The organism is Bradyrhizobium sp. USDA 3650 (genome assembly GCF_054057395.1).
The window spans coordinates 6808645-6829014 of record NZ_JBSRZG010000001.1 but is presented as its reverse complement, the minus strand read 5'-3'; the positions used below and the strand labels follow the sequence as shown (position 1 = coordinate 6829014).

The 20370-nt window shown below is 59.2% G+C and carries 16 protein-coding genes and 2 pseudogenes; 7 read left to right on the top strand and 11 right to left on the bottom strand.

What is annotated here, in order from left to right:
• Positions 1 to 68: 68 nt before the first annotated feature.
• Positions 69 to 938 (top strand): Bug family tripartite tricarboxylate transporter substrate binding protein, encoded by an 870-nt coding sequence (locus ACVIN2_RS32045; protein WP_456768628.1) that lies wholly within the window; start codon positions 69 to 71, stop codon positions 936 to 938.
• Between the two features lie 43 nt (positions 939 to 981).
• On the top strand, positions 982 to 2175 hold the full coding sequence (locus ACVIN2_RS32040; protein ID WP_456768627.1) for an FAD-dependent monooxygenase: 1194 nt from the start codon (positions 982 to 984) through the stop codon (positions 2173 to 2175).
• Here ACVIN2_RS32040 and ACVIN2_RS32035 read toward each other — a convergent pair.
• Positions 2176 to 2361, bottom strand: a pseudogene (locus tag ACVIN2_RS32035) (AraC family transcriptional regulator); the annotation flags it as partial.
• A 36-nt stretch (positions 2362 to 2397) separates the two neighbouring features.
• Complete coding sequence (locus ACVIN2_RS32030) at positions 2398 to 2598, bottom strand: DUF6494 family protein (RefSeq protein ID WP_106946059.1); 201 nt, start codon at positions 2596 to 2598, stop codon at positions 2398 to 2400.
• Positions 2599 to 2969: 371 nt separating this feature from the next.
• On the opposite strand from ACVIN2_RS32030, the gene ACVIN2_RS32025 reads away from it, so the two are divergent.
• Positions 2970 to 3767 (top strand): alpha/beta fold hydrolase, encoded by a 798-nt coding sequence (locus ACVIN2_RS32025; RefSeq protein WP_456768626.1) that lies wholly within the window; start codon positions 2970 to 2972, stop codon positions 3765 to 3767.
• Between the two features lie 168 nt (positions 3768 to 3935).
• Positions 3936 to 5444 carry a tetratricopeptide repeat protein gene (locus tag ACVIN2_RS32020; protein ID WP_106946060.1) on the top strand — a complete coding sequence of 503 codons (1509 nt, stop codon included), beginning with the start codon at positions 3936 to 3938 and terminating at the stop codon, positions 5442 to 5444.
• A 200-nt stretch (positions 5445 to 5644) separates the two neighbouring features.
• Here ACVIN2_RS32020 and ACVIN2_RS32015 read toward each other — a convergent pair whose 3' ends face one another.
• On the bottom strand, positions 5645 to 7201 hold the full coding sequence (locus ACVIN2_RS32015; protein ID WP_456768625.1) for an ISL3 family transposase: 1557 nt from the start codon (positions 7199 to 7201) through the stop codon (positions 5645 to 5647).
• 164 nt (positions 7202 to 7365) lie between these two features.
• Between ACVIN2_RS32015 and ACVIN2_RS32010 the strand changes: the two genes are divergently transcribed.
• The gene (locus tag ACVIN2_RS32010) at positions 7366 to 8391 is read left to right on the top strand and encodes an IS110 family RNA-guided transposase (protein WP_456768624.1); all 1026 of its coding nucleotides are present in this window, start codon (positions 7366 to 7368) and stop codon (positions 8389 to 8391) included.
• A gap of 844 nt (positions 8392 to 9235) precedes the next feature.
• Positions 9236 to 9382 carry a hypothetical protein gene (locus ACVIN2_RS32005; RefSeq protein ID WP_456768623.1) on the top strand — a complete coding sequence of 49 codons (147 nt, stop codon included), beginning with the start codon at positions 9236 to 9238 and terminating at the stop codon, positions 9380 to 9382.
• A gap of 1649 nt (positions 9383 to 11031) precedes the next feature.
• Here the strand turns inward: ACVIN2_RS32005 and ACVIN2_RS32000 are convergent.
• The 5 genes from ACVIN2_RS32000 to ACVIN2_RS31980 are packed head-to-tail and all read right to left on the bottom strand — an operon-like array spanning position 11032 to position 15579.
• On the bottom strand, positions 11032 to 11742 hold the full coding sequence (locus ACVIN2_RS32000; protein WP_456768622.1) for an ABC transporter ATP-binding protein: 711 nt from the start codon (positions 11740 to 11742) through the stop codon (positions 11032 to 11034).
• On the bottom strand, positions 11739 to 12491 hold the full coding sequence (locus ACVIN2_RS31995) for an ABC transporter ATP-binding protein (protein WP_456768621.1): 753 nt from the start codon (positions 12489 to 12491) through the stop codon (positions 11739 to 11741). The genes ACVIN2_RS32000 and ACVIN2_RS31995 overlap by 4 nt, the downstream gene beginning before the upstream one ends.
• On the bottom strand, positions 12488 to 13441 hold the full coding sequence (locus ACVIN2_RS31990) for a branched-chain amino acid ABC transporter permease (RefSeq protein WP_456768620.1): 954 nt from the start codon (positions 13439 to 13441) through the stop codon (positions 12488 to 12490). Before ACVIN2_RS31990 ends, ACVIN2_RS31995 begins: the two co-directional genes overlap by 4 nt.
• Positions 13438 to 14337 (bottom strand): branched-chain amino acid ABC transporter permease, encoded by a 900-nt coding sequence (locus ACVIN2_RS31985; RefSeq protein WP_027567913.1) that lies wholly within the window; start codon positions 14335 to 14337, stop codon positions 13438 to 13440. The genes ACVIN2_RS31990 and ACVIN2_RS31985 overlap by 4 nt, the downstream gene beginning before the upstream one ends.
• 6 nt (positions 14338 to 14343) lie before the next feature.
• Positions 14344 to 15579, bottom strand: a complete 1236-nt coding sequence (locus ACVIN2_RS31980; protein WP_456768619.1) for an ABC transporter substrate-binding protein — start codon at positions 15577 to 15579, stop codon at positions 14344 to 14346.
• 617 nt (positions 15580 to 16196) lie between these two features.
• Between ACVIN2_RS31980 and ACVIN2_RS31975 the strand changes: the two genes are divergently transcribed.
• Positions 16197 to 17168: an MBL fold metallo-hydrolase gene (locus ACVIN2_RS31975; protein WP_456768618.1), complete on the top strand. Its 972-nt coding sequence runs from the start codon at positions 16197 to 16199 to the stop codon at positions 17166 to 17168.
• A 426-nt stretch (positions 17169 to 17594) separates the two neighbouring features.
• Here the strand turns inward: ACVIN2_RS31975 and ACVIN2_RS31970 are convergent, their stop codons facing one another.
• The 3 genes and pseudogenes from ACVIN2_RS31970 to ACVIN2_RS31960 all read right to left on the bottom strand — a co-directional run.
• Positions 17595 to 19202: a flavin-containing monooxygenase gene (locus tag ACVIN2_RS31970; protein ID WP_456768617.1), complete on the bottom strand. Its 1608-nt coding sequence runs from the start codon at positions 19200 to 19202 to the stop codon at positions 17595 to 17597.
• Positions 19203 to 19346: 144 nt separating this feature from the next.
• A complete protein-coding gene (locus ACVIN2_RS31965) occupies positions 19347 to 19784 on the bottom strand; it encodes a ketopantoate reductase C-terminal domain-containing protein (RefSeq protein WP_456769842.1) in 438 nt (145 codons plus the stop codon).
• Positions 19785 to 19849: 65 nt separating this feature from the next.
• Positions 19850 to 20026: pseudogene (locus ACVIN2_RS31960) on the bottom strand (hypothetical protein); the annotation flags it as partial.
• Positions 20027 to 20370 lie beyond the last annotated feature (344 nt).

Sequence of the window (20370 nt, the reverse complement as noted above, 5' to 3'; positions counted from 1 at the left end):
TCGCGATGCTTCTTGCCGGAGCCACCTGGGCGACTGTATCCACCTGTCGTGGAGACGACACCTGGCCAGTGCGCAATGTGAAGATCATTGTCCCATTTGCCGCAGGCTCCGCCAACGATGCAAGCGCGCGTTTCTATGCCGACGGTTTGACCAGGCGTTGGGGCAAGCCGGTCATCGTCGAGAACCGGCCCGGCGCCGATGCCGTCGTCGGAGGCGGCGCGTTTGCAAACGCCAGGGACGATCACACCCTTCTCTACGGGACCGCCTCGATGGTCACCGTGAGCCCGCTATTGCAGGACTCGCTTCCCTACGATCCGTCCCGGGACATGGTACCGATCGCCTCGACAGCTAGTTCGATCCTGGTCATCGCGGTCCACGACGGCCTCCCAGTGCGCTCGCTACAGGAGCTGGCGGAACTGGCCCGAGCGAAGCCCGGTGAATTGTCGTGGAGTTCGGGTCCAAGCCTGCCACACTTCGTGTTCGAAGCAATGCTGGCGCGGCACGGGCTTAAGCAGATCTACATCCCCTATCGGGACGCCTCGGCCCAGCAGGCGGATTTTGGCGAGGGACGCGTGCATATTCTTTCCCACGCCCTGCTGTCGGTGAGAGCTCCTGTCCTTGCGGGCAAGGCGCGGATACTGGCCGTCACAAGTCCCGAACGCCAATCAAGCTTGCCCGACGTGCCGACCGTCGCTGAATCCGGCTTTCCTGAAATGGAAATCGAGGGTCTTGCAGTCTGTTCGGCTGGCGCGACATGCCGCTGGGGTTGCGCGACCGGATTTCCGCGGACGTGCAGGCGGTGGCCGCCGATCCCTTGGTCCGCTCTCGAATTGAGGCGAGTGGCGCGCAAGTCCTCGGCGGCACACCCACTGAGTTTTCCGCGGCCATTGAACGGCAGCGAACGCGCATCGAGCAGATCAACCGCATCGTCGATTTGAAAAACGTCGCAAGGTAGTGCGGCGCGAGAACAGGGAGGTTGAAATGAAGCTTCGGGCCGCCATTGTCGGCGGAGGAATAGGCGGTCTTTCCGCGGCATGCGCGCTGCGTCGAAGGGGCATCGACGTCATGGTTTTCGAGCAATCCGATGCGCTCGGCGAGATCGGTGCCGGCCTGTCGATCTTTCCGAACGCGCTGCGGCAACTCGAGCGAATGGGGCTGGGACCTGCTCTGGCCAACGTCGGTGCCACGATCGGCGATGCATCACAATACTGCCGCTCCGACGGCACGAGGGTCGGCTCTGTCGTCACGACCGACTCCAGCGGCTGGAATGGGATGTATGGCATGCACAGAGCCGATCTGCTGAATGTGCTCGCGGCAAGCATTCCCAGAGAATCCATTCGAGCCGGCTATCGCTGCATCGAATTCGAGCAGAGCGCGGTCGCGGCGCGATTGAAATTCGCGAATGGGGAAACCTTCGAAGCCGATGTCGTGATCGCTGCCGACGGCATACACTCTGCCTTACAGAAGTATGTGGTCGAGCCGACGCTACCCGAATATTCCGGGGTCCGCTCCTATCGCGGCTTGATTGCCAGCGACAAACTTCCGGGATGGCGAGAGGCAGCTCATCAGGTTTGGATGGGGGACGGGAAGCACTTCATTGTATTTCCGGTGCGCGCCGGCCGGCTGCTGAACTATGTCGGGTTCGTCCCAACTTCCGACGCCAAGGCCGAATCCTGGTCCGCCATCGGAGACCGCGACGAGCTTGCGTCGTCCTTCATCGGATGGGATGCACCTGTCGTGAGACTGCTCGCAGCGGTGGAGAGCTGCTTTTGGTGGGGCTTGTATGACCGCAAGCCCCTGCAATCGTGGACGAACGGGCGGCTCGCGCTGTTGGGTGACGCTGCCCACGCCATGCTTCCGCATCTGGGGCAGGGCGGCAACCAGGCAATCGAAGACGGCATCGCTCTCGCTGTCCTTCTCGAGGGACGAGATCCGGCCGAGGTGCCGGCCATCTTACCGCAGTACGAAACAATGCGCCGCGTCCGGACTGACGTCATTCAGGCGGAGGCACGGAAAAACGGACTGCGTTTTGATTCGAAATATGAAGACCTCGAACAACGCGATCGAGAAGTCGCAAACTCCGCCGCATTCCGCAGATGGCTGTTCGATTATGATGTTCAGAGCGCTGCCATTAGCCAGCGCGCGCACAGTAAAGATTTGCCAGCTCATCGCTGATTGCTGCGATGCGACCAGTCTCTTGGCGACTTTGAGCGCCGTTTCCGCGCCATGCCGCTGCCCGACCAGCGCCAAACCCAAATCCATTCCCGCAGTCACACCCGGCGCGGTGATCAGCCGCCCATCGCGCACATAGATCAAATCAGGCTCGACTTTTGCTCTTGAGAAGCTGGCCGCCAGCGCCTGCCAAGAGGACGGCAGTGACAGGCGCCCCGAATATTGTCAAAGTGCAATTCTTTCCTCAATTACATGTTCCAGCGGCGTTCCCTCAGCGGACAAGGTCATTCGCAATTTGAGCTCGCCACCTTCCACTGCCCCGCTACGCACGAGGTTCTCAATTTCACGCTGCGATGTAACCCCGACATGCTTCAGAAATTTACGGATAGCCATATTGAAGCGGTCTTCATCGAACTCGGCGGTCATGTCTGTTCTCCTGGTCTGACGGGCCAAGTCTACCACGACGCGCGCCAAGACCAAAGATCCGAGACCCAACTCGCGTCACCGCCGACTTCCTCCTCTATTTGATTGCCTGAATGCGAGAAGGGAGCGAACAAGAAGCCGGTCACGACGCGCGGGACAGCACAACGAAGCGCGAGATCGAAAGCTGGCAAGACACCGAAAGGGCGTTACGCGATAGGCTTGCACGTGTTAAGTGTAGGGCGAACCGCCGCCCGGGTTTTCATAGTTGGTTAGTTCCGGACATTGGAATGTTCACAGGTTAGCCGCACGTCACGAACTGAACTGACGATACTATCTTCACTACCGAAAATTTCGTTGCACGGAGGAGGAAGACGATGAAACGTCGAGAATTCTTGGCAGCAGCCGTCGCGAGCATCGCCCTTGTTGCAACGGCATCGCCGTCCATCGCGCAGTCTTCTGGAACAACATTTTTAGTCTGTACAGGTGCGTGGTCTGCGGGATGGTCGTGGAAGAAGATGCACCCGCTAATGGCCACCGGCGGCCATCGTTTGGTCACTCCGACCTACACAGGTCTTGGCGAGCGGGAGCACCTAGCTAGCCCGTCAAACGATCTCGAAACCCATATTCAGGACATTCTGGCGGTCATCAAATACGAAGACTTGCGCGACATTGTGCTAGTCGGCCACAGCTACGGTGGCATGGTCGCGACGGGGGTCGCGGACCGGGCGCGAGACCGTATCACCCGATTGGTTTATCTGGACGCATTTGCGCCAACGGATGGACAGTCTCTGATGGATGCGGGGCCCCCGATGGCACGGCAGCGCATGAAGGACCTCGCAAAGGCGGGCGATGGCTGGCGGGTACCATCGAATCCCATTCCGCCTGACACATCGGATGCCGACGTGAAGTGGATTTCTGAACGCAGGTTGCCCCAATCCATCAAATGCTTCGAGCAGCCGCTGAAGATGCACGGTGGGGAGCTGTCCTTGCCGCGTAGCTACATCTATCTCACGCGCGTATCTCCTTCGGACCCTTTCCGACCATTTGCCGAGCGCGCGAAAAGCGATCGTAATTGGCGTTACTACGAACTCGACGCCAGCCATTCGGCGCACATAACCGCTCCCGTAGCTCTCACCCAGGTACTTCAAACGATCGCGTCGCAGCCCACGTAAGGTCTGTGTTGCATGGCGGTCGTCGACAATCGCAAACGCAGCATTAGGCAATTGTCGAGCGGCAACTTAAAAGAACGCGAATGAGTCATAGGCCCTGACCCAACCTGAAGTCGTGCAATTCTGCTACGGTTAAAAAATCCGGACGTATGGCTAGTGTGGGAGGCAGCTGTGACAAACTGGGAGGTCTCCAACGATCCATCTGGCAAGCCGCCATCCGATAACGGGCAGCCGGACAAAGCAGGATCCGATGAGCAGCGATCGGGGAAGCCGCCATCTGATCGCAGTTTAAGGATTCGCTTGCGGGCACGATTGCAGTTGATGGGCGGCGCGCTCGCCTCAATTGCGGCCGTGGGTGCAATCGCGGGCGGCCTTGTCGGCTACTGGACTGTTTGGAAGACGCTACGCACAGACGTGTTTCCGGAAAGCCAGAAAACGCAGAAACAGGCTACGGCCCGGCCCGACATTGCTCCCCGTTTGTCTTTCGTTGTCCTGCCATTCGCAAACCTCAACAACGATGCAGAGCAGGACTATTTCGCCGATGGCATTACGACCGATCTGACGACCGACCTCGCGCAAATGCCCGATACGTTCGTGATCGGGCGTGGGACGGCTTTCACCTATAGGAATAAGCAGGTCGATCTCAAGACGCTCGGCAAGGACCTTGGTATCCGATGGGCGGTGCAAGGCGCCGTGCAACGGGCCGGAGATCGCGTCCGGATGAACGTGTCGCTTGCTGACCTTTCGACCGGTCGTGACGTCTGGTCGGACCGTTTTGACGGCGATCGCATGAATCTCGCCGCCTTGCAGGACCAGGTGACGGCGCGGCTTGCCCGCTCTCTCAACGTTGAACTCATCCAAGCCGAAAGTCGGCGCAGTCTGATGGACCAGCCCGCGAATCCAGATGCCGTGGATTTCACCATGCGCGGATGGGCAAAAGTCTATGGACCTCAGAGTAAGGTAACGATCATCGAGGCAAAGGACTTGTTTGAGGCCGCGCTGCATCTCGATCCGGACCACATTGATGCAATGCTCGGTAAGGCGTGGTGCATAGCCGGCGGCATACTCAGCGGATGGTCAACGTCCGTGACCGAAGACAAAAAGATCGCCACCAGCTTAATTGATCAAGTTCTTTCAAAGCGACCGACGAGCGCGAATGCGCACATAACCAAAGGAAACATTTTACTCTATGGAGATCCCGAGGCGGCGTTACCTGAATTCGACGCCGCCTTGGAAGCCGACCCGAATTCGCCGATTGCATACGCAACAAAGGGAATTGCACTGGTCACAGCGGGGCGCGCACACGAATCATTCGACCCCGTTCAGATTGCTTTACGCCTAAGCCCCAAAGATCCGGCGCGTAGCACCTGGCATTTCTTCCTGTGTCACGCTCACGTCCATGTGCAGCAATATAAAGAAGCCATTGAGGAATGCAGGCGCTCGATCAATCTGAATAAATTATACTGGATGCCGTATGTGGATCTGGTTTCAGCCTATGGAGCCACAGGCCAACTCGAAATGATCCCGCAAATGACGGCCGAACTGGATGCAATCCTGCCGAATTTCACGGTCCAATGGTTCCGTCAAATAGGCTACGCTCGTTCGAGCAATACGCAGTTTCGTCGTGAGTACGACAACATCCTTGATGGACTTAGAAGGGCTGGCGTCCGCGAGCAATAAGATGAGCAGGGTCTTCTTTGCTTGGCAACCAGCACAGTCTCCTCTGGTCCTAAGCCGAAAAGCGCTTGAGCCGCGGTGACGTCCGGCGTCGCTGGCGACTCAGACGCCGAGCTGCTGTCATTCGGCCTGCAATATTGCCCCCCTAAGCCGGGGGATCGGCGTCCAAAATTGGCTCTGACGCAATTTTGGTGCAACACGGGTCATGTGGCACCGATTAGCCGAGCCTGCAGCAAGTCGAGCTTGGCGCGTCCGTACATTTGGCGCTTGACCAGTTTGAGCTTGGTGATCTGGCCTTCGGTCTGTCCGTTGGACCAGGAGGTCGTGATCGCGGCGCTGACGGCGGCCTTGTCCTTGATGACGCCGTTGGCGAAAGACATGACGAGGCTTGCGCATGCTCGTTCCAACCATGGTTCAAGCTCTCCGTGAGCCTTCTTGCGGATCATCGCATGGAAAGCGGCTATGATCTCTCGAGCTTCCACCAGGAGAGGAACGCCCTGCTCAATCGCCGCAATGGTGACGGTCTCTGACTTTGATAGCGTATCGCGGCCATTGGTCATCAGGCGGGCGATCGTTCTCGCGGATGGTACGCGCTGCAGGTTCTGAGCATCGGGCGTTTCGGCACGCCGACGGCGTGTCGCCCATTCGGCAACGACTCGCACCGAGCCTCTAAATCCCTGCGCCTTGAGGCGACGCCAAAGGTCGGCGCCATTACAATGGCCAGCGGCCCACTGAACATCCAGCCATGGCGGGTAGTGCTCGAGCGAGCTCTCGCGCACCCTGAACACATCGGATCGCTGACCTCGCAATACCCTGCGGACGAGACCCCGACTATGTCCAGTGAGCCGTACGATCTCCTTTATGGAGACGCCCGCCTCAGCCTGTTTGAGGATTGCCGCGTTGGTGTCCTCACGCCGAAGATAGCCCTCATACTGGATGCGCTCGGCGGCAGTCAGCAAGTGGGGATTTATGGTGGCGGAGCCGACCGCGACGCGGACCTGGCGCATAGATTTGCGAACCGCATCGAGGAAGGCGTGGCTGGCGTTCTCCATGAGGTGCCAACGGTCGGCGACCTGGGTAGCGTGCGGGAGTGCCTTGGCCACAGCAAGGGCATATCCACCGCCGCGGTCGCGCGCGACCACAGCGATTTGTGGCTGCCCCGCGAGCCAGGCTTGCGCAGTGGCTGGCTCTCTGTCGGGTAAGAGTGTGATTGGTCGTCGCCGCTCGAGGTCGCAGATGATTGTTCCGTACCGCTGATTGCGCCGCCAGGCCCAGTCGTCGATACCGATCACGCTCGGCGCAGCAATAGGCGGACAGCCCCGCCTTCGAACCACCCGAAGTAACGTATCGTTGCTCACGGGCAGCATAAGTCTACGGGCAAAACTCGCGGCCGGGCGGCCACCCAAGGCAAGCCCAAGGTGATGGACGACCAGATCGAGCCGGGCCGTTCGCCGCGCCCACGGCGCCAGAGCGCCGTCATCGAAACGCTCGGTGAAAATACGTCGACCGCACATAACAGTAACGCAGCGGAAGCGGCGCGCCACGATCACCAGGCGAACCTGCCGCCCCGCCAGCGGCAGATCGGTGAGGCGTCGCTGATATCGGCTATGGATCCGCCCAGAACTGGCTCCGCATCCAGGACAGAGGCTCGTCCCGCTCGTGGGACGGATAGTGATCACGGTCGCGGCGCCGTCACAGACGGCGCTCTCCACGTTAAACCCGCGAGGGACCAAGGCCGACGGACGTAGGGCTCGCTGCATGGTATTGATTCCTTTGTGAAACCAACGCGAGCCGACGCTTGAACTTCATCAAAAGTGAGTCAGAGCCAAATTTGAACACGATGACGTAATTGCGGTCAGCGTTCGAGGCACGAAAGCTCCGTTATCGTCGAGCTCTCGCAATCAAGCGATTCGGAGGAGCTGTCATGAGGCAATACGTCGGCCTGGATGTCTCGCAAAGAGAGACTTCGGTTTGCGTTGTCAACGAGACTGGTCAAACGATTTTTGAAGGAAAGGCCAAGTCTGATCCCGGCGATCTGTCCAAGCTGCTTCGTAAACATGCGCCATTGGCGGAGCGGATCGGCTTTGAGACGGGCGCGATGGCAAGCTGGCTTTGGCACGAGCTTCGTAGGGTTGAACTCCCCGTCGTTTGCATCGATGCTAGGCATGCACACGCAGCGCTGTCGGTCCGCATGAACAAGAGCGATCGGAATGATGCTCGGGGCCTTGCCGAACTGGTGCGGGTTGGGTGGTATCGAGAAGTCAGAATCAAGAGCGAGGAGAGCCAGAAGGTTCGAGCGATCCTCGTCGCGCGATTCCGCCTTGTGTCCATACGCCGGGATATCGAGAACCAGGTCCGCAGTCTGATCAAGGAATGTGGGTTACTATTCCCTCGTGCGATTGGCCAACAGTTCCGTAACCAGGTCGGCGAGCTATTGGGCGAAGATCATCAACTCCTCAACGTGATCGCGCCGCTCCTGTCGATTCATGAGCATATCTGCCAGCAGCAGAGCAAATTCGACGACGAGATCCGCCGATTGGCGAAGTCTGACGAGACGACGCGTCGCCTGATGACGGTCCCTGGTGTTGGCGTGGTGACTGCCTTGACGTTCCGCCATACGATCGATGACCCGTCTCGCTTCCGATCGGCCTCGGCAGTCGGCGCCTATCTCGGCCTCACACCTCGGCGCAACCAGTCTGGTGAAACAGACACTAGTGGCAAGATATCCAGATGGGGCGACAGGCTTCTCCGAACTTACTTGTTCGAGGCAGCGACCGTCCTTCTCTATCGGACCAAAAAATGGTCTTCCCTCAAGGCCTGGGGAATGAAGCTCGCGAAGCGGATCGGTATGAAAAAGGCAAAGGTCGCCATTGCCCGCAAGATCGCGGTGATCCTCCACTGCATTTGGGTCGATGGCACGTCGTTCGACTGGGGCCACGCGCCGGCCTGACCTTATTTTGTAAGCTCCTGGCCCGGTCCGCCGGGCCGGCGATGTCCCGCTGGGACGGTGGTCGCGGTGACCTCGGTCAATCGGCTGGTGGCGGCTCGTCCGCACGCCGTTGCAAACGATGAGGCACCCGATCCGGACATCATCATGAGGCGCTTGCGACCTCGGAAAGGACCATGACCCCAGCGACGGGCAGCGGATCGTTGAGATTTAGGTGACGGCTAATCGACCAACACTACCGAGCTGGCTATCGATCTATTAGCCGCGCTCGCCCCGTCTCCGTAACCCCGACCCGCTTCAACGGGCCGAGCGCTACCGTCTTGCCGAATGGCTTCAAAAAGAGAGTTGACATCAATCCGCAATTAAAGGGCCGATTGACAGACTGATCGTTGCGCATTGCGTTGCGGCCTGGGACGCGCCCTATGTCCTCAACTTCCCGAGGTCGAACGCCATGCTATTCGCCCCCCGCACGATCGATCAAGTTGACGGATGCCCGGCAGATCACGCCTTACAAGTGGGTGCATCCGACCAAGGAGAGCTAAAGGTGCGACCGAGGGCGAAGTGTGCCATTGAATAGCGGATGAAGCGGCTCAATGGCGGCGCTTCTTCACGTCTACGTCCGAAATGACGTGGCTGGCATCCGGCTCCTCGATTCCTGCGTCTACGTCCGGCGACCTGTTCCAGGCCCACGGATCACCGGCACCACACTGGCAGCCGAAACCCCTAATCTTGCCGCGCGCCTGCAAGGCGTGGCCGAGCCGAACACCGTTGTCATTGCTGAGAGCACGCGAAGCCGCCGCACGTTCATTTCGTGGTTCACGGCCGGTTCGAACGGCTCATCACCCAGATGTATTTTCCCGACGAGCCGCTCAATGCGTGCGATCGGCTGCTCAACGCTGCGCTGCGTCCGGACTTGCTGATCGCAACGCCGGTTCCATCGCAAGGTGGGCCCGGCCGCGTGCTGAATTTCGATATTGTTCTTGCGCGGGAATAGGTCGGCAAGACAGAAGCATGTCGGTAGCCAATGTTGCGACTACCCGCTTCGCGCCAGAGATAGCCGTTCCGAGGAATCAGCTTTTGACCGGAGCGCAGTTAGAGCGACCGAGGCCGATTCAGCGGGAACGACGGCTCGGTGAATCAGAACTCGCAGTCGGCTGAACCCAAAGCCTTAAGCAAGCCACCAAACGCGCCTAGCCGGCAAGGTTCGGCGTTCCCGGCAGCCTTTCGCCGTTCGGTAGTTGTGGTCCGCTTGACCTCGGCTTTCTTTGGCTTCGACTTCGGAGAAGGGACGGTGGTGACTTTCTTCGGCTTGGGATCGTGCCGATGGGGGTTCATCGTCCTCGGCGGCTCCGATGGACCCACACTGGTGCCTTCCGACGAGGAATTGCGTTCGTCGACGAGAGCAGGCCGCGCTGGTGTCTCGATGCTCGCTGCGGCCACTTCGAGTCGATCAGCCTTGGCCAACACACCGCGTGGCTCGGAAACGCCTGCGGCTATCTCGGCAACGGGCGGGGACAGGGACTGCTGCACTACGCGCTGGAGTTTTGAGTTCCATTGCCGCAAGCACTCCCACACCCAGTGGGATGAGGAGGCCCAACAACATCATTCTCAGCATGATGCCTCCCGCTTGAAATGGCGCCGGTTAGAATTCTCCGATCTAATGAGGCAACTTGGCGGCGGCCGACCTGACAACGCGCCCCACGTGCAGAGCGTTTGCCGATAGGGTTAACAGCCGCTCCAGGTAATCCGCATTGCTAGATCGCGGAACAGGCTTCGGTCAGGCTTGGTCGCGGCATCGCGGTCGTCTTGAAGTCTTCTCGAACTTGCTGTCGTACTGCCCGTCCTTGCACTTGGCGTCATCGAGTTCAAAGCAGCCGCTGCCCTCGGTTTTCCTTTCCATCTGCCGTCAGTGCAGCCAAGGACTTCCAGGGCAACTTGATTTCTCAGCCTCCCCGGTGCCACGGGTGTGTCAGCAACTGCGAAAGTTCTGTTTGCAAGTGCAGTAGCGACGCCCGGTGCTCCTACGGACGAATGAAGGCCGCACCTTGCTGAAATCAGCCTTCGGGCGAATGCCCGCTTCCCGCCAGAAGGGGCCGTTCACAAGCGTGACTCCCTGCCCGCCGTGCGAACTGATAAGCTTTTGGCAACTACCTTATCAGTCGGCCAACTGACTCCATTTGCGACCAAACATTACAAGTCACCGGAATAAGTGGCGAGAGAGGAATCGACCCGGTCTTGGCATTGCACTGCAGTACGCCTTCTGAAGGTCTGCAACAGGTAAACGGTCGTCTGGTTGTCGCAAATCGATGTACCTAGAGCGCCGAGGCCTTGAACCGGCGGATTTTTGCTTCGGCGCCAGCGTATTCGCGGGTTTTTGGGGCCTGCTAGGTTCTGTCAGCCCGGCTTCGGTCATACGATACTCGACACCTTCGCCCGTTGAGCGTTGCTCCATCCATCCGTTTCGCAAAAAGAGCGAGCGTTGTTCCGGGTTGATCGGGAAGCTTCGAAAACACATCCAATCGCGGTCACGAAGAGGATCGAGCTTTTGCCGGTGATACTGATTAAAGATCGGCCTGCGCTTTTCCTGCTGACCGATGTCTTGACGTGTCGTTTCAAGCGGGCGTTCTGTCTGCTCCGCAGGGTTTACATCGCCAGATAGCGCCTTCGAATATCGTCATTTCCTGAAAGGCCTGTCGTGCTTTCACGATGTACGACTTTGCCCTTATCGATGACGAGCGCCTCCTGTGCAATCCGCAGGCAGAAATGCATGTTCTGTTCAGCCAGCAAAATCGTGGCGCCGCCCGCGCCCAATTCTCGCAAGACCCTGCTGATGTCGGCCACAATGATCGGCGCCAGCCCTTCGCTAGGCTCGTCAAGCAGCAGGACCAGCGGGTTTCCCATCAGCGCACGGGCGATCACCAGCAGCTGTTGCTCGCCACCGGAAAGGCGGCCTGCCTGGCGGGATCGAAGCCTTGTAAGAAGCGGGAACGTTTCCCAGATCCGCGGCAGCGTCCAGTCACGCCGGCCGCCAGGGCCGCTCTTAGCCGCGATCTGGAGGTTGTCCTCCACACTGTGCTCGGGGAATACTTGCCGGTCTTCCGGCACATAAGCCATTCCCAGCTGCGCGCGCGCGTGAGGCGGTGCGTGCGTGATGTCGCGGCCAGCGAAGAAGATGCGTCCGCTGCGCACCGGGACAATGCCAGCGAGCGCCTTCATTGTCGTGCTCTTGCCCGCGCCATTTCGGCCGAGCAGCGCTAGTGTACGCTTTTCCTGGAGCGCAGCATCGACGCCGAATAGGATCTGGCTCGCGCCGTAGAACACGCTTACGCCCTCCGCACGCAAGAGCTCGGTCAAGTCGCGTTCTCCTCTGCCCCAAGATAGGCGTCGATGACAGCCTGGTTGTTGCGGATCTGGTCTGGGGTGCCCTCGGCCAGCACCTTGCCGTAGCAGAGCACGCGAATGCTGCTGGCAACCTTGAAGACGATATCCATGTCGTGCTCGATGAAAATAAGTGTCAGCTTTCGGCGTTCCCAAAGTGCGCGAACGCGGTCAATCATGCGCCAGCGTTCGTCCGGGCCCATGCCAGCCGTAGGTTCATCGAGCAACAGCACTTTGGGCTCCAACGCGAGCGCAATAGCGATATCAAGCAGCTTCTGATCGCCATGCGAGAGGATGTTCGCCTCGACATCGGCAACATCGGTCAACCCGACGAACTCCATCACATCGTCCGCACGCTCGCGCATGCCGGGGGACGGAAAGCGATGAGACAGGCTGGCCCAGCGGCCGGCGTGGGCCGTGACCGCAGCCATCAAGTTCGCGCGCACAGTCATGGTCGGAAAACAACTCGCGACCTGGAAGGCACGCCCAATGCCCCGCCGCATGCGTTCCGTCTTGGAGAGCTGGAGAATGTCCTCACGGTCAAGCAGCACCTCGCCAGAATCGGCCATGAACGCGCCGCTGATCAGGTTGAAGAAGGTGGTCTTGCCGGCCCCGTTTGGTCCGATAACAGCTGATAAGCTGCCGGAGGGAAAGGCAAGCGACACGTCGTCGATCGCGCGTACGCCGCCGAATGACTTGGTGAGATGATTGATCTCAACATTCATCGCGCGCGCTTGCTCCAGACGAGGTGGATGAAATCGAGTACGCCTCGGCGCAGGCCAAGCGCGAATGCGAGGATCACGATGCCCAGAACAAGTCCGTGATACTCCGTGAACCGCTGCACTAGATCGTTCAGCGCGAGCAGGATCATCGCGCCCAGCACGGGCCCAAGAAAGCTGTTGATGCCTCCCAGCATGACCGCAAAAATGGCCTGGCCCGAGTTGGGCCAATCGGCCAGCTCGGGATAGGCGCCTGATACGAACAGGGCCGCCAGCACGCCTCCCATCCCGGCGAAGCCGCCCGCGATCGTGAAGGCTAGCAGCCGGGCGCGCCACAGGACGATGCCGACAAAGCTGGCGCGTTCCGCATTGTCGCGGATCATGCGCAACGTATTCCCAAACGGACTCATCGAGACATGGCGGAGCGCCAACAATCCGAGCACGGCTACGATGGCGCAGAACTGGTATAGATGAAGCTGCGAGCCCAGGTCGAAACCAAAGATGTGGCGGCGAGGAATACCACCGCGCAACCCCTGATCACCTCCGGTCAGGCTCTGCCATGAGACAATAACGCTGAAGAAGAGCATCTGCACCGCGAGGGTGATGAAAGCGAAATAGTCCGTGCTTAGTCGGACGCAGATTGCGCCAACCACGAGAGCGGCGATGGTCGTCAGAGCCACCGCGAATAGCGCCGCGACGGGCAGAGACAATTCCGTCAACTGCATCGTGAGGCCAAATGCATAAGCGCCGAAGCCATAGAACATCCCGTGGCCGAATGAGACCATTCCTGTGGTGCCGACCAGCAGATTCAGCGACGTCGCGAACAGCGCCATCGCGCTGAGACGGATAATGAAGTCCTCGAAGGCCGGGCTACGGTGCAAGATTGGGATCGCGAGCAGCAAGATAAGCACGATCGCGGCGAACAGGGCATCGCGCGAGGCGGGATTGCGCTTCATAGGGGGCGGCCGAACAGTCCCTGCGGGCGCAGGACCAAGATACCAATCATGACGATGTAGATAAGCCCATCTGTGAAGCCGGGGAAGCCGATCGTGCCGAAGCCTCGAACGAGCCCGATGACGAGCGCCGCTACCATCGCGCCTGCGATCGAGCCCATACCGCCGATCACAGTGACGATGAATCCCTCGATCAGGATCGAGAAGCCCATGCCGGGCGAAAGCGAGCGAACGGGACCCGCGAGCGCGCCTGCGAGGCCAGCGAGCCCGCCGCCGATCGCAAAGACGATCGCGAATAGCACCGTCGTATTGACCCCCAGCGCCGAGACCATCTGCGGATTGACCGCCGCGGCCCGAACTGTCTTGCCGAGGCGCGTTCTGGACAGCCCGAGGCTGAGCACGATGGCGATCAGCGCAGCTATTCCGATCAGCACGGCGTAAAACGGGGGCACGACGCCGCCTGCAATGAACAGCGGCGGGACCTGAAAGGCTGCCGGCATTCCCATGGCGCGGAACTCGGGCCCCCAGACAATCTTGACGATGTCGTCGAAGATCAGCACCACCGCGTAGCACACCAGAAGCTGCATAAGCACGTTGCTGCCGTAGACCCTGCTCATCAGCACGCGTTCGAAGAGCACGCCGAACAAGGCCATGGCCACCGCACCCGCCAACACGGCGAGCGCGTAACTATCCGTCGCGGCATATGCACTGTAAGCTACATAGCCGCCCAGCATGTAGAAGGTGCCGTGGGCGAAGTTGACGATCTTGAGAACGCCGAAGATCAGCGTCAAGCCGGCAGCCACCAGGAACAACAGCATGCCCACGATCAGGCCGCTGGTGGCCTGCGTCACCACACAGGCGGGGGTCGTGAAACATGCGCCGAGCGCGTTGAAGTCCATCGATCGTCAGCTATAATTCTGCTGCTTCTTCCACTCCGTCTCAAGTTCGATGATCTTGCCCCAATCGGCGGGTTTGATGTCGGTGATGAACGGATCCTTCGGAATGGTCTGTCCCCACCCGATCGCATAGCCGATCGTGGTGTGATCGTCCCGCATGGTGATGGTGCCGTCGGCGCCAAAGGGCGAATTGATCTTAAGTCCCGTCAGGGCAGCCGCTATCGCCTTGCCGTCCAGAGAATTGGCCTTCTTGATGGCCGCCTCATAGAAGTGCATGGCGACCGAATTCTGCCAGGACCAATTAGTCGGCCGTTCGTTCCACCTTTTGAAGTACGCCTGACCCCATTCCTTGTTCGCCGGCGTATCCGGGAATGTCTCAAGATAACGCGTGGCCGACTGGATGCCCGCGGGCAGGTTTTTGATCGCAGCCAGCACTGGATAGTCGACGTTCGGAGTTGCGACGGTCATCTGCCCGAACAGAGCATAGACATTCCCCTGGTTCACGAACGCCGAGAGATCGCCGGCATACAGCAGTGTGAACAGCGCCTGCGGCTTGGCCTGGATAAGCTTGGTAATCACTTCGGTGAAGTCCGGCTGGCCGAGTTTGGGCCAGGCCTCGGTTACGACCTCGACATCCGGTTTGAACTTCTTGAAGAACTGCAGATACTGCGCCGTCGTGTCGCGCCCATAGGCGTAGTCCGGTGAGCAAGTCGCCCATTTGTTGATTTTCTTGGCATTGGCGAAGTCGGCGAGGTAGAGGCTGCCGGCGACAGCATCGTGCACGCCCTGACGCGCCACGCGAAATGCGGTGGGCACCCGGATCTTCGGATCTGCGGTGAGCGATGACGTCTCGCTGTTGGTGTGAATGCAGGCCACATTGAGGTCGCGCATAACCTCCTGCACCGCGAATGAGGCGGACGACGCTTCCGCATCGACCAGCAGCTCGCAGCCTGCAGTGTTCACCAGTTCACGTGCGACGCGCGCGGCTTCCTGCGGCTGGCCTTTGGAATCCCGGAATACGAACTCGATTTGCCGGCCCAGGAAGCCGCCAGCGGCATTGATGCGATCTTGCTCGATTAGGAGCGAGTTGCGCGAAGAGGTGCCGAGCAGCGCGATGGGTCCCGATAGGATGCTTTGCATGCCTATGCGGAGAGCATTTGCCTGTGCCCTGGCTACCCATGGGGCGGCCACCAAAGCAGCCGTGCCACCGGCCAAAAACGTGCGACGCGTGACGGGTCCGCTCATCGAACTGCACCTCCCTGTGATCCGGCTGTTGAACCAACCAGTCGTGTTGTGCCCCGACTGTAGATCGGCGAGGCCATGCTGATCAAGCGACATAAAGGTGGAGCGAGGCCGGAGCCTCGGTATGGGCATTGTACCTTCCGGTAGAGTTGGGCGCCGCCTTGCTGCTCAATATACGTCACGGGATCGTCCCGCGATGCGCTGGTGCCGCGCTATCCACCCTGCCCATTCCGCTCATCGCAAGGACTTTCGCGAAGCGGATCCGGTTCGGGAATGAACGACGACATAGCGATCGCAAGATGAGCGCACGGCGCGTGTCGCCCGAGGTGTTTAGCGAAGGAAGGACGTCTACTCGCGGTCCCACACGTCGAGCTCATCCAGCGCGGGTCATTTCCCTTCCAACCTAACTGCGGACAGATGGCGACCCGGGAGAACTCAGACGCAAATGATATGTGACGCAGCTCCGCTCACCAGGAGCGATCTACGGCAGTACGCGGGTCATTTCGAGCCGACGAGCGAGATATACGGACGGTTCGCTCGCACAAGGCGGACGCCCCTTGCCAGCCTTCGGGAACGAGCGCATCCTACTATGTTACTTCATAATAACAAAAGGAGGAAACATGACATACGACTTTTCGCGACGCTCCTTGCTTGCTCTCGGCGCAGGATTGGGCGCATCGACCGTGCTGGGCAGTAACGCTTTTGCGCGAGCACCCAAGCTTGGGACGCAGCCAGCTTATTTCTATCGCTTCGGTCTTGGAGACGCCGAAGTGACGGTCGTTTCTGACGGTCCGCTGCCACTCGGTCCTCCGAAAGGGACCTTCATCGGCGTGCCTGATGAAGAAGTGAAGAAGATGCTGAGCGACAATTTCCTCTCACCAGAAAATGTGGTGCTGGAGCAGAATTCGCCAATCGTGAATATGGGTGACAGGCTAGTTCTGTTCGACACAGGCATGGGAACGTCTAAGGCCTTCGGACCGACCACCGGCCGTCAGCAGAAGAGTATGGCAGAGGCTGGCATTAAACCAGCCGACATAGACGCCGTGGTCTTATCACACGCGCACATCGATCATATCGGCGGCATTGTGGACGCGGACGGCAAGCCATTATTCCCCAACGCACAGTACTACATAGCTCAGAGCGATTTCGATTTCTGGACCGATGAAGGCAAGCTTGGCAGTCCATTGAAGGACTTTGTCGTTCATGCACGCAAGAACTTACTGCCGGTACGAGATCGCCTTGTGTTCTTCAAGGACGGTCAGGAATTCCTTCCCGGCGTGCAGGCCATGGCAGCTCCTGGCCACACCGTAGGTCACACAATCTTCATGGTCTCGTCGGCAGGGAAATCGTTCGCCTTCCTCGGTGATCTTACTCACCATCCGATACTGCTGCTTGAAAAACCGCGGATGCAGTTCTCGTACGACACCGATCCGCAGCAGGCAGCTGAAAGCCGGGTCAAACTGCTGGATATGATTGCTGCAAATATGATTCCTGTGATGTCCTATCATTTTGCCTGGCCAGGTTACGGCCATATCGCCAAGACATCGGAGGGCTTCCACTATTACCCGGAAGCGATGAGCTTGAATCTCTGAACTCCGAGCGCAGACAAAAGAGACGACCTCCAAAGCGAACTCTAGCCCCGGACTTGACGGGGCATTTTTGCGCCTTGTCTCTGACGAGAACGGTGTCGGACTGCGATGTGGCCTTCGAGCCAGACTCGGACGTGTTAGTGAAAATCACGACGCCCGATAATGGTCCTCGCAGACAATGCTGGAGCTCAACCTGCGCAGGCTTGTGCTCCGCACATCGCGACTTAGAAGAACATCGGCTTTGGCGTCAACCTTGTCCACCGCATCACCCCAGGATTTTCCACCTGCAGCTGGCGACTTTCTGGGGCACGCTTCGGCCGTGAGGGGCGGTGGCCTCGGAAGGATAGGCGCTTCCAGCTCCGCTAGGCACGGTTCAGGTCAACGACCGGACCATCGCCGAGGAAGACGGGCCGAACTCGTTGCGAACGACTATGACAGAGCGAAACCTTCGTAGCCGCGGGTGACGACGTCCTGACAGATCTCGCGATAACGGACCAAGCCGCCCGCATAGGGCATGAACACCTGCGGCTTGCCTGGAATATTCGCCCCGAGGTACCAGGAATGCTTTGCCTGCGGCAGTAGTGTTCGGGCAGCAGCCTCGTTGACTTCGCTTACCCATTTCTCGACGGCGTCGGCTCGTGCCTCGATGCGCTCCAGCCGGTTGGACCGCATATGAGCGATGCAATCGGTGATCCAGTCGACATGTTGCTCTATGGCTACGGGCATGTTGCACAGAACCGATGGACTGCCGGGCCCCGTGATGGTGAAGAGGTTTGGAAAACCAGCGACCTGCAAACCTAGATAATTGCGTGGTCCTGCCTCCCAGACATCCTTGAGTGCGATCCCGCCCCGCCCGCGAATATCCATCTTGAGCAGCGGTCCCGTCAACGCATCGAACCCTGTCGCAAAAACTATGATGTCTAGGGGGTACTCGGCCTGATCCGTGCGAATTCCAATCTCGGAGATCTGCCGGATTGGCGCAGCTTTGACGTCCACGAGCGTGACATTCGGCCGATTGTAGGTCTCAAAATAGTCGGTATCGATCGGCGGGCGCTTGGCCGCATACGGATGATCAATGTCAGCGAGGACCGCCGCGGTCTTGGGATCCTTCACAATCGAACGGATCTTCCTTTTTATGAAGTCGGCAGCGGTGTCGTTTGCTTCCTTAGAAACGAGCATGTCCTCAAAGGATGCGCGGAACTGCAGCCCGCCACGCTCCCAGGCCTCGTCATAAATCCTCTCGCGCTCCTCGGGCGGCGTGTCGACCGCTTTGCGTTCCGCAACCCTGAAGCCCATGCCATTATAGGTTTGATGCGTAGTCGCGCGTATTTCGCTGGCGCTGTTTTTGACATATTGCTTGAAGTCCGCCGTCAATGGGACGTTGCGTGCTGGTACTGAATAGTTCGCGGTACGCTGAAATACGGTCAGATGCTTGGCTTGATCGGCGATCACCGGCGCCGCCTGGATGGCGGTCGATCCGGTGCCGATCATCCCCACTCGCTTGCCCGCAAACTCGACGCCTTCGTGCGGCCACTGCCCTGTATGGTACCACTCACCCTTGAAGGTCTTCAGTCCCAGAATGTCGGGCACGTTGGCAGTGGAGAGGCAGCCGACCGCGGTAATGAGAAACTTCGCAATGAAGGTCTCGCCCGTTTCTGCACGGATGTGCCAGCGATTCCTCGCTTCGTCGTAATGCGCCGACGCAACCCGGGTACCAAATTGAATGTCGCGTTTCAGGTCGAGCTTGTCGGCAACAAAATTCAGATAACGCAGAATTTCTGCTTGGCCCGGATAGCGTTCAGACCACTCCCATTGTCGCATCAAATCCAGGGAAAACGTATACCAATAGACATGGCTTTCAGAGTCGCACCGAGCTCCAGGGTAGCGATTCCAGAACCACGTGCCCCCAACACCCTGAGCCGCTTCTACGGCCTTGACTTTCAAGCCAAGGTTATCCCGAAGCCGAAACAGCTGGTAGAGGCCCGCAAAGCCCGCACCAACAACCAGCGCGTCTAGCTCAACCGGTTCATTGGACATTGCCGCACTCGCTCATTACGCCCACCCCACAAACATAAGGCTAGGTATACCGTCAGCGCCGTAAAGGTGAAAGTGCGCTGCGTCAAAGTGAATTGGGATTAATATAACCGTCCCGGTCAGTGCCCTCAAGCTCGCCTTCTCTGCTCAATGCAGCTCACTGCCGGGGGTCGCCTTCAAATCTGGAATGCACACCTTCAAAGACCGAGCCGGTCCAGAAGCAATCAACGTCGATTTGCGGGGACTCCATTTCTCGGACTGCCGTTTCGACGTACCATGAGAAGAATTGCAACGGCCGCAAGATTCAATTTTCCGGTCGATGTCTAATTGGAGCGACCGCGACTTTGGCCGCAGACATGCGTTATCTTGTGGGCGCGGCAATCCGGCCTGCGCTCGCAAGTAAACGCGGCGTCTTCCAGGAAGTGGCGGGAGAGACTGTAAGGGTGCCGCTCGATTCAATCGCAGCTCCGTGATGTGCTTCGGATCATCCACGACGAAGCCATTGAGGGGTTCGATTTCGGTGCGACGGCCCTTCTGCATGTCTTGGGACATCGAGGGGCTGCTCGGAGGAAGTGTATTTGGAATCCGAAAAGCGCTGCTGGTCGCGGACGTGCATCACGCTTCGTCGCCCTCGCCAGGCCCGCGATGGTCTCGGCCGGCAAATGCAGGACCTCCTCCAGCTGATAGCCCAGCCCCTGGCCCTCACGAATTGCCTCGCTCCCGAGGCGGGTCGAGAAGCGGCGGATCGAATCGCTCTGCAGCATGGCTCGCCCAGACAGGCCAGTGCAGGTAGAGCGTCCATTTCCCATGACGTTGGCCACGAGCTTGGACCAGCGCTCGCCCCCAAGATGTGGTCACCTTGGCGTTGTCGGCATAGGCGACCAGGCGGGATACTTCCTTTGCACGTGGCGTGATGCGGCCGTGCAGCTCGCCAGTGCGAACACCGTGTGCTTGGCGCCGTGCTTGCCAGTGCCGCGGTGGATGTGCCCTGGAGCAGGCAGATTGACGGTGATGCAACTGGGGATGCAGCCGAGCGTTTTGCCCCACCCGACAATGTGTGCGATGGTTTCGGTAAAACTTCGGCTCGACCCAGGTGGCCCTCGGCTTCTTTATGCGCTTCTTGATTTTTTGCTTCGGGGTTACGATCGTATCAAGCGCCTTGCGGATCTCG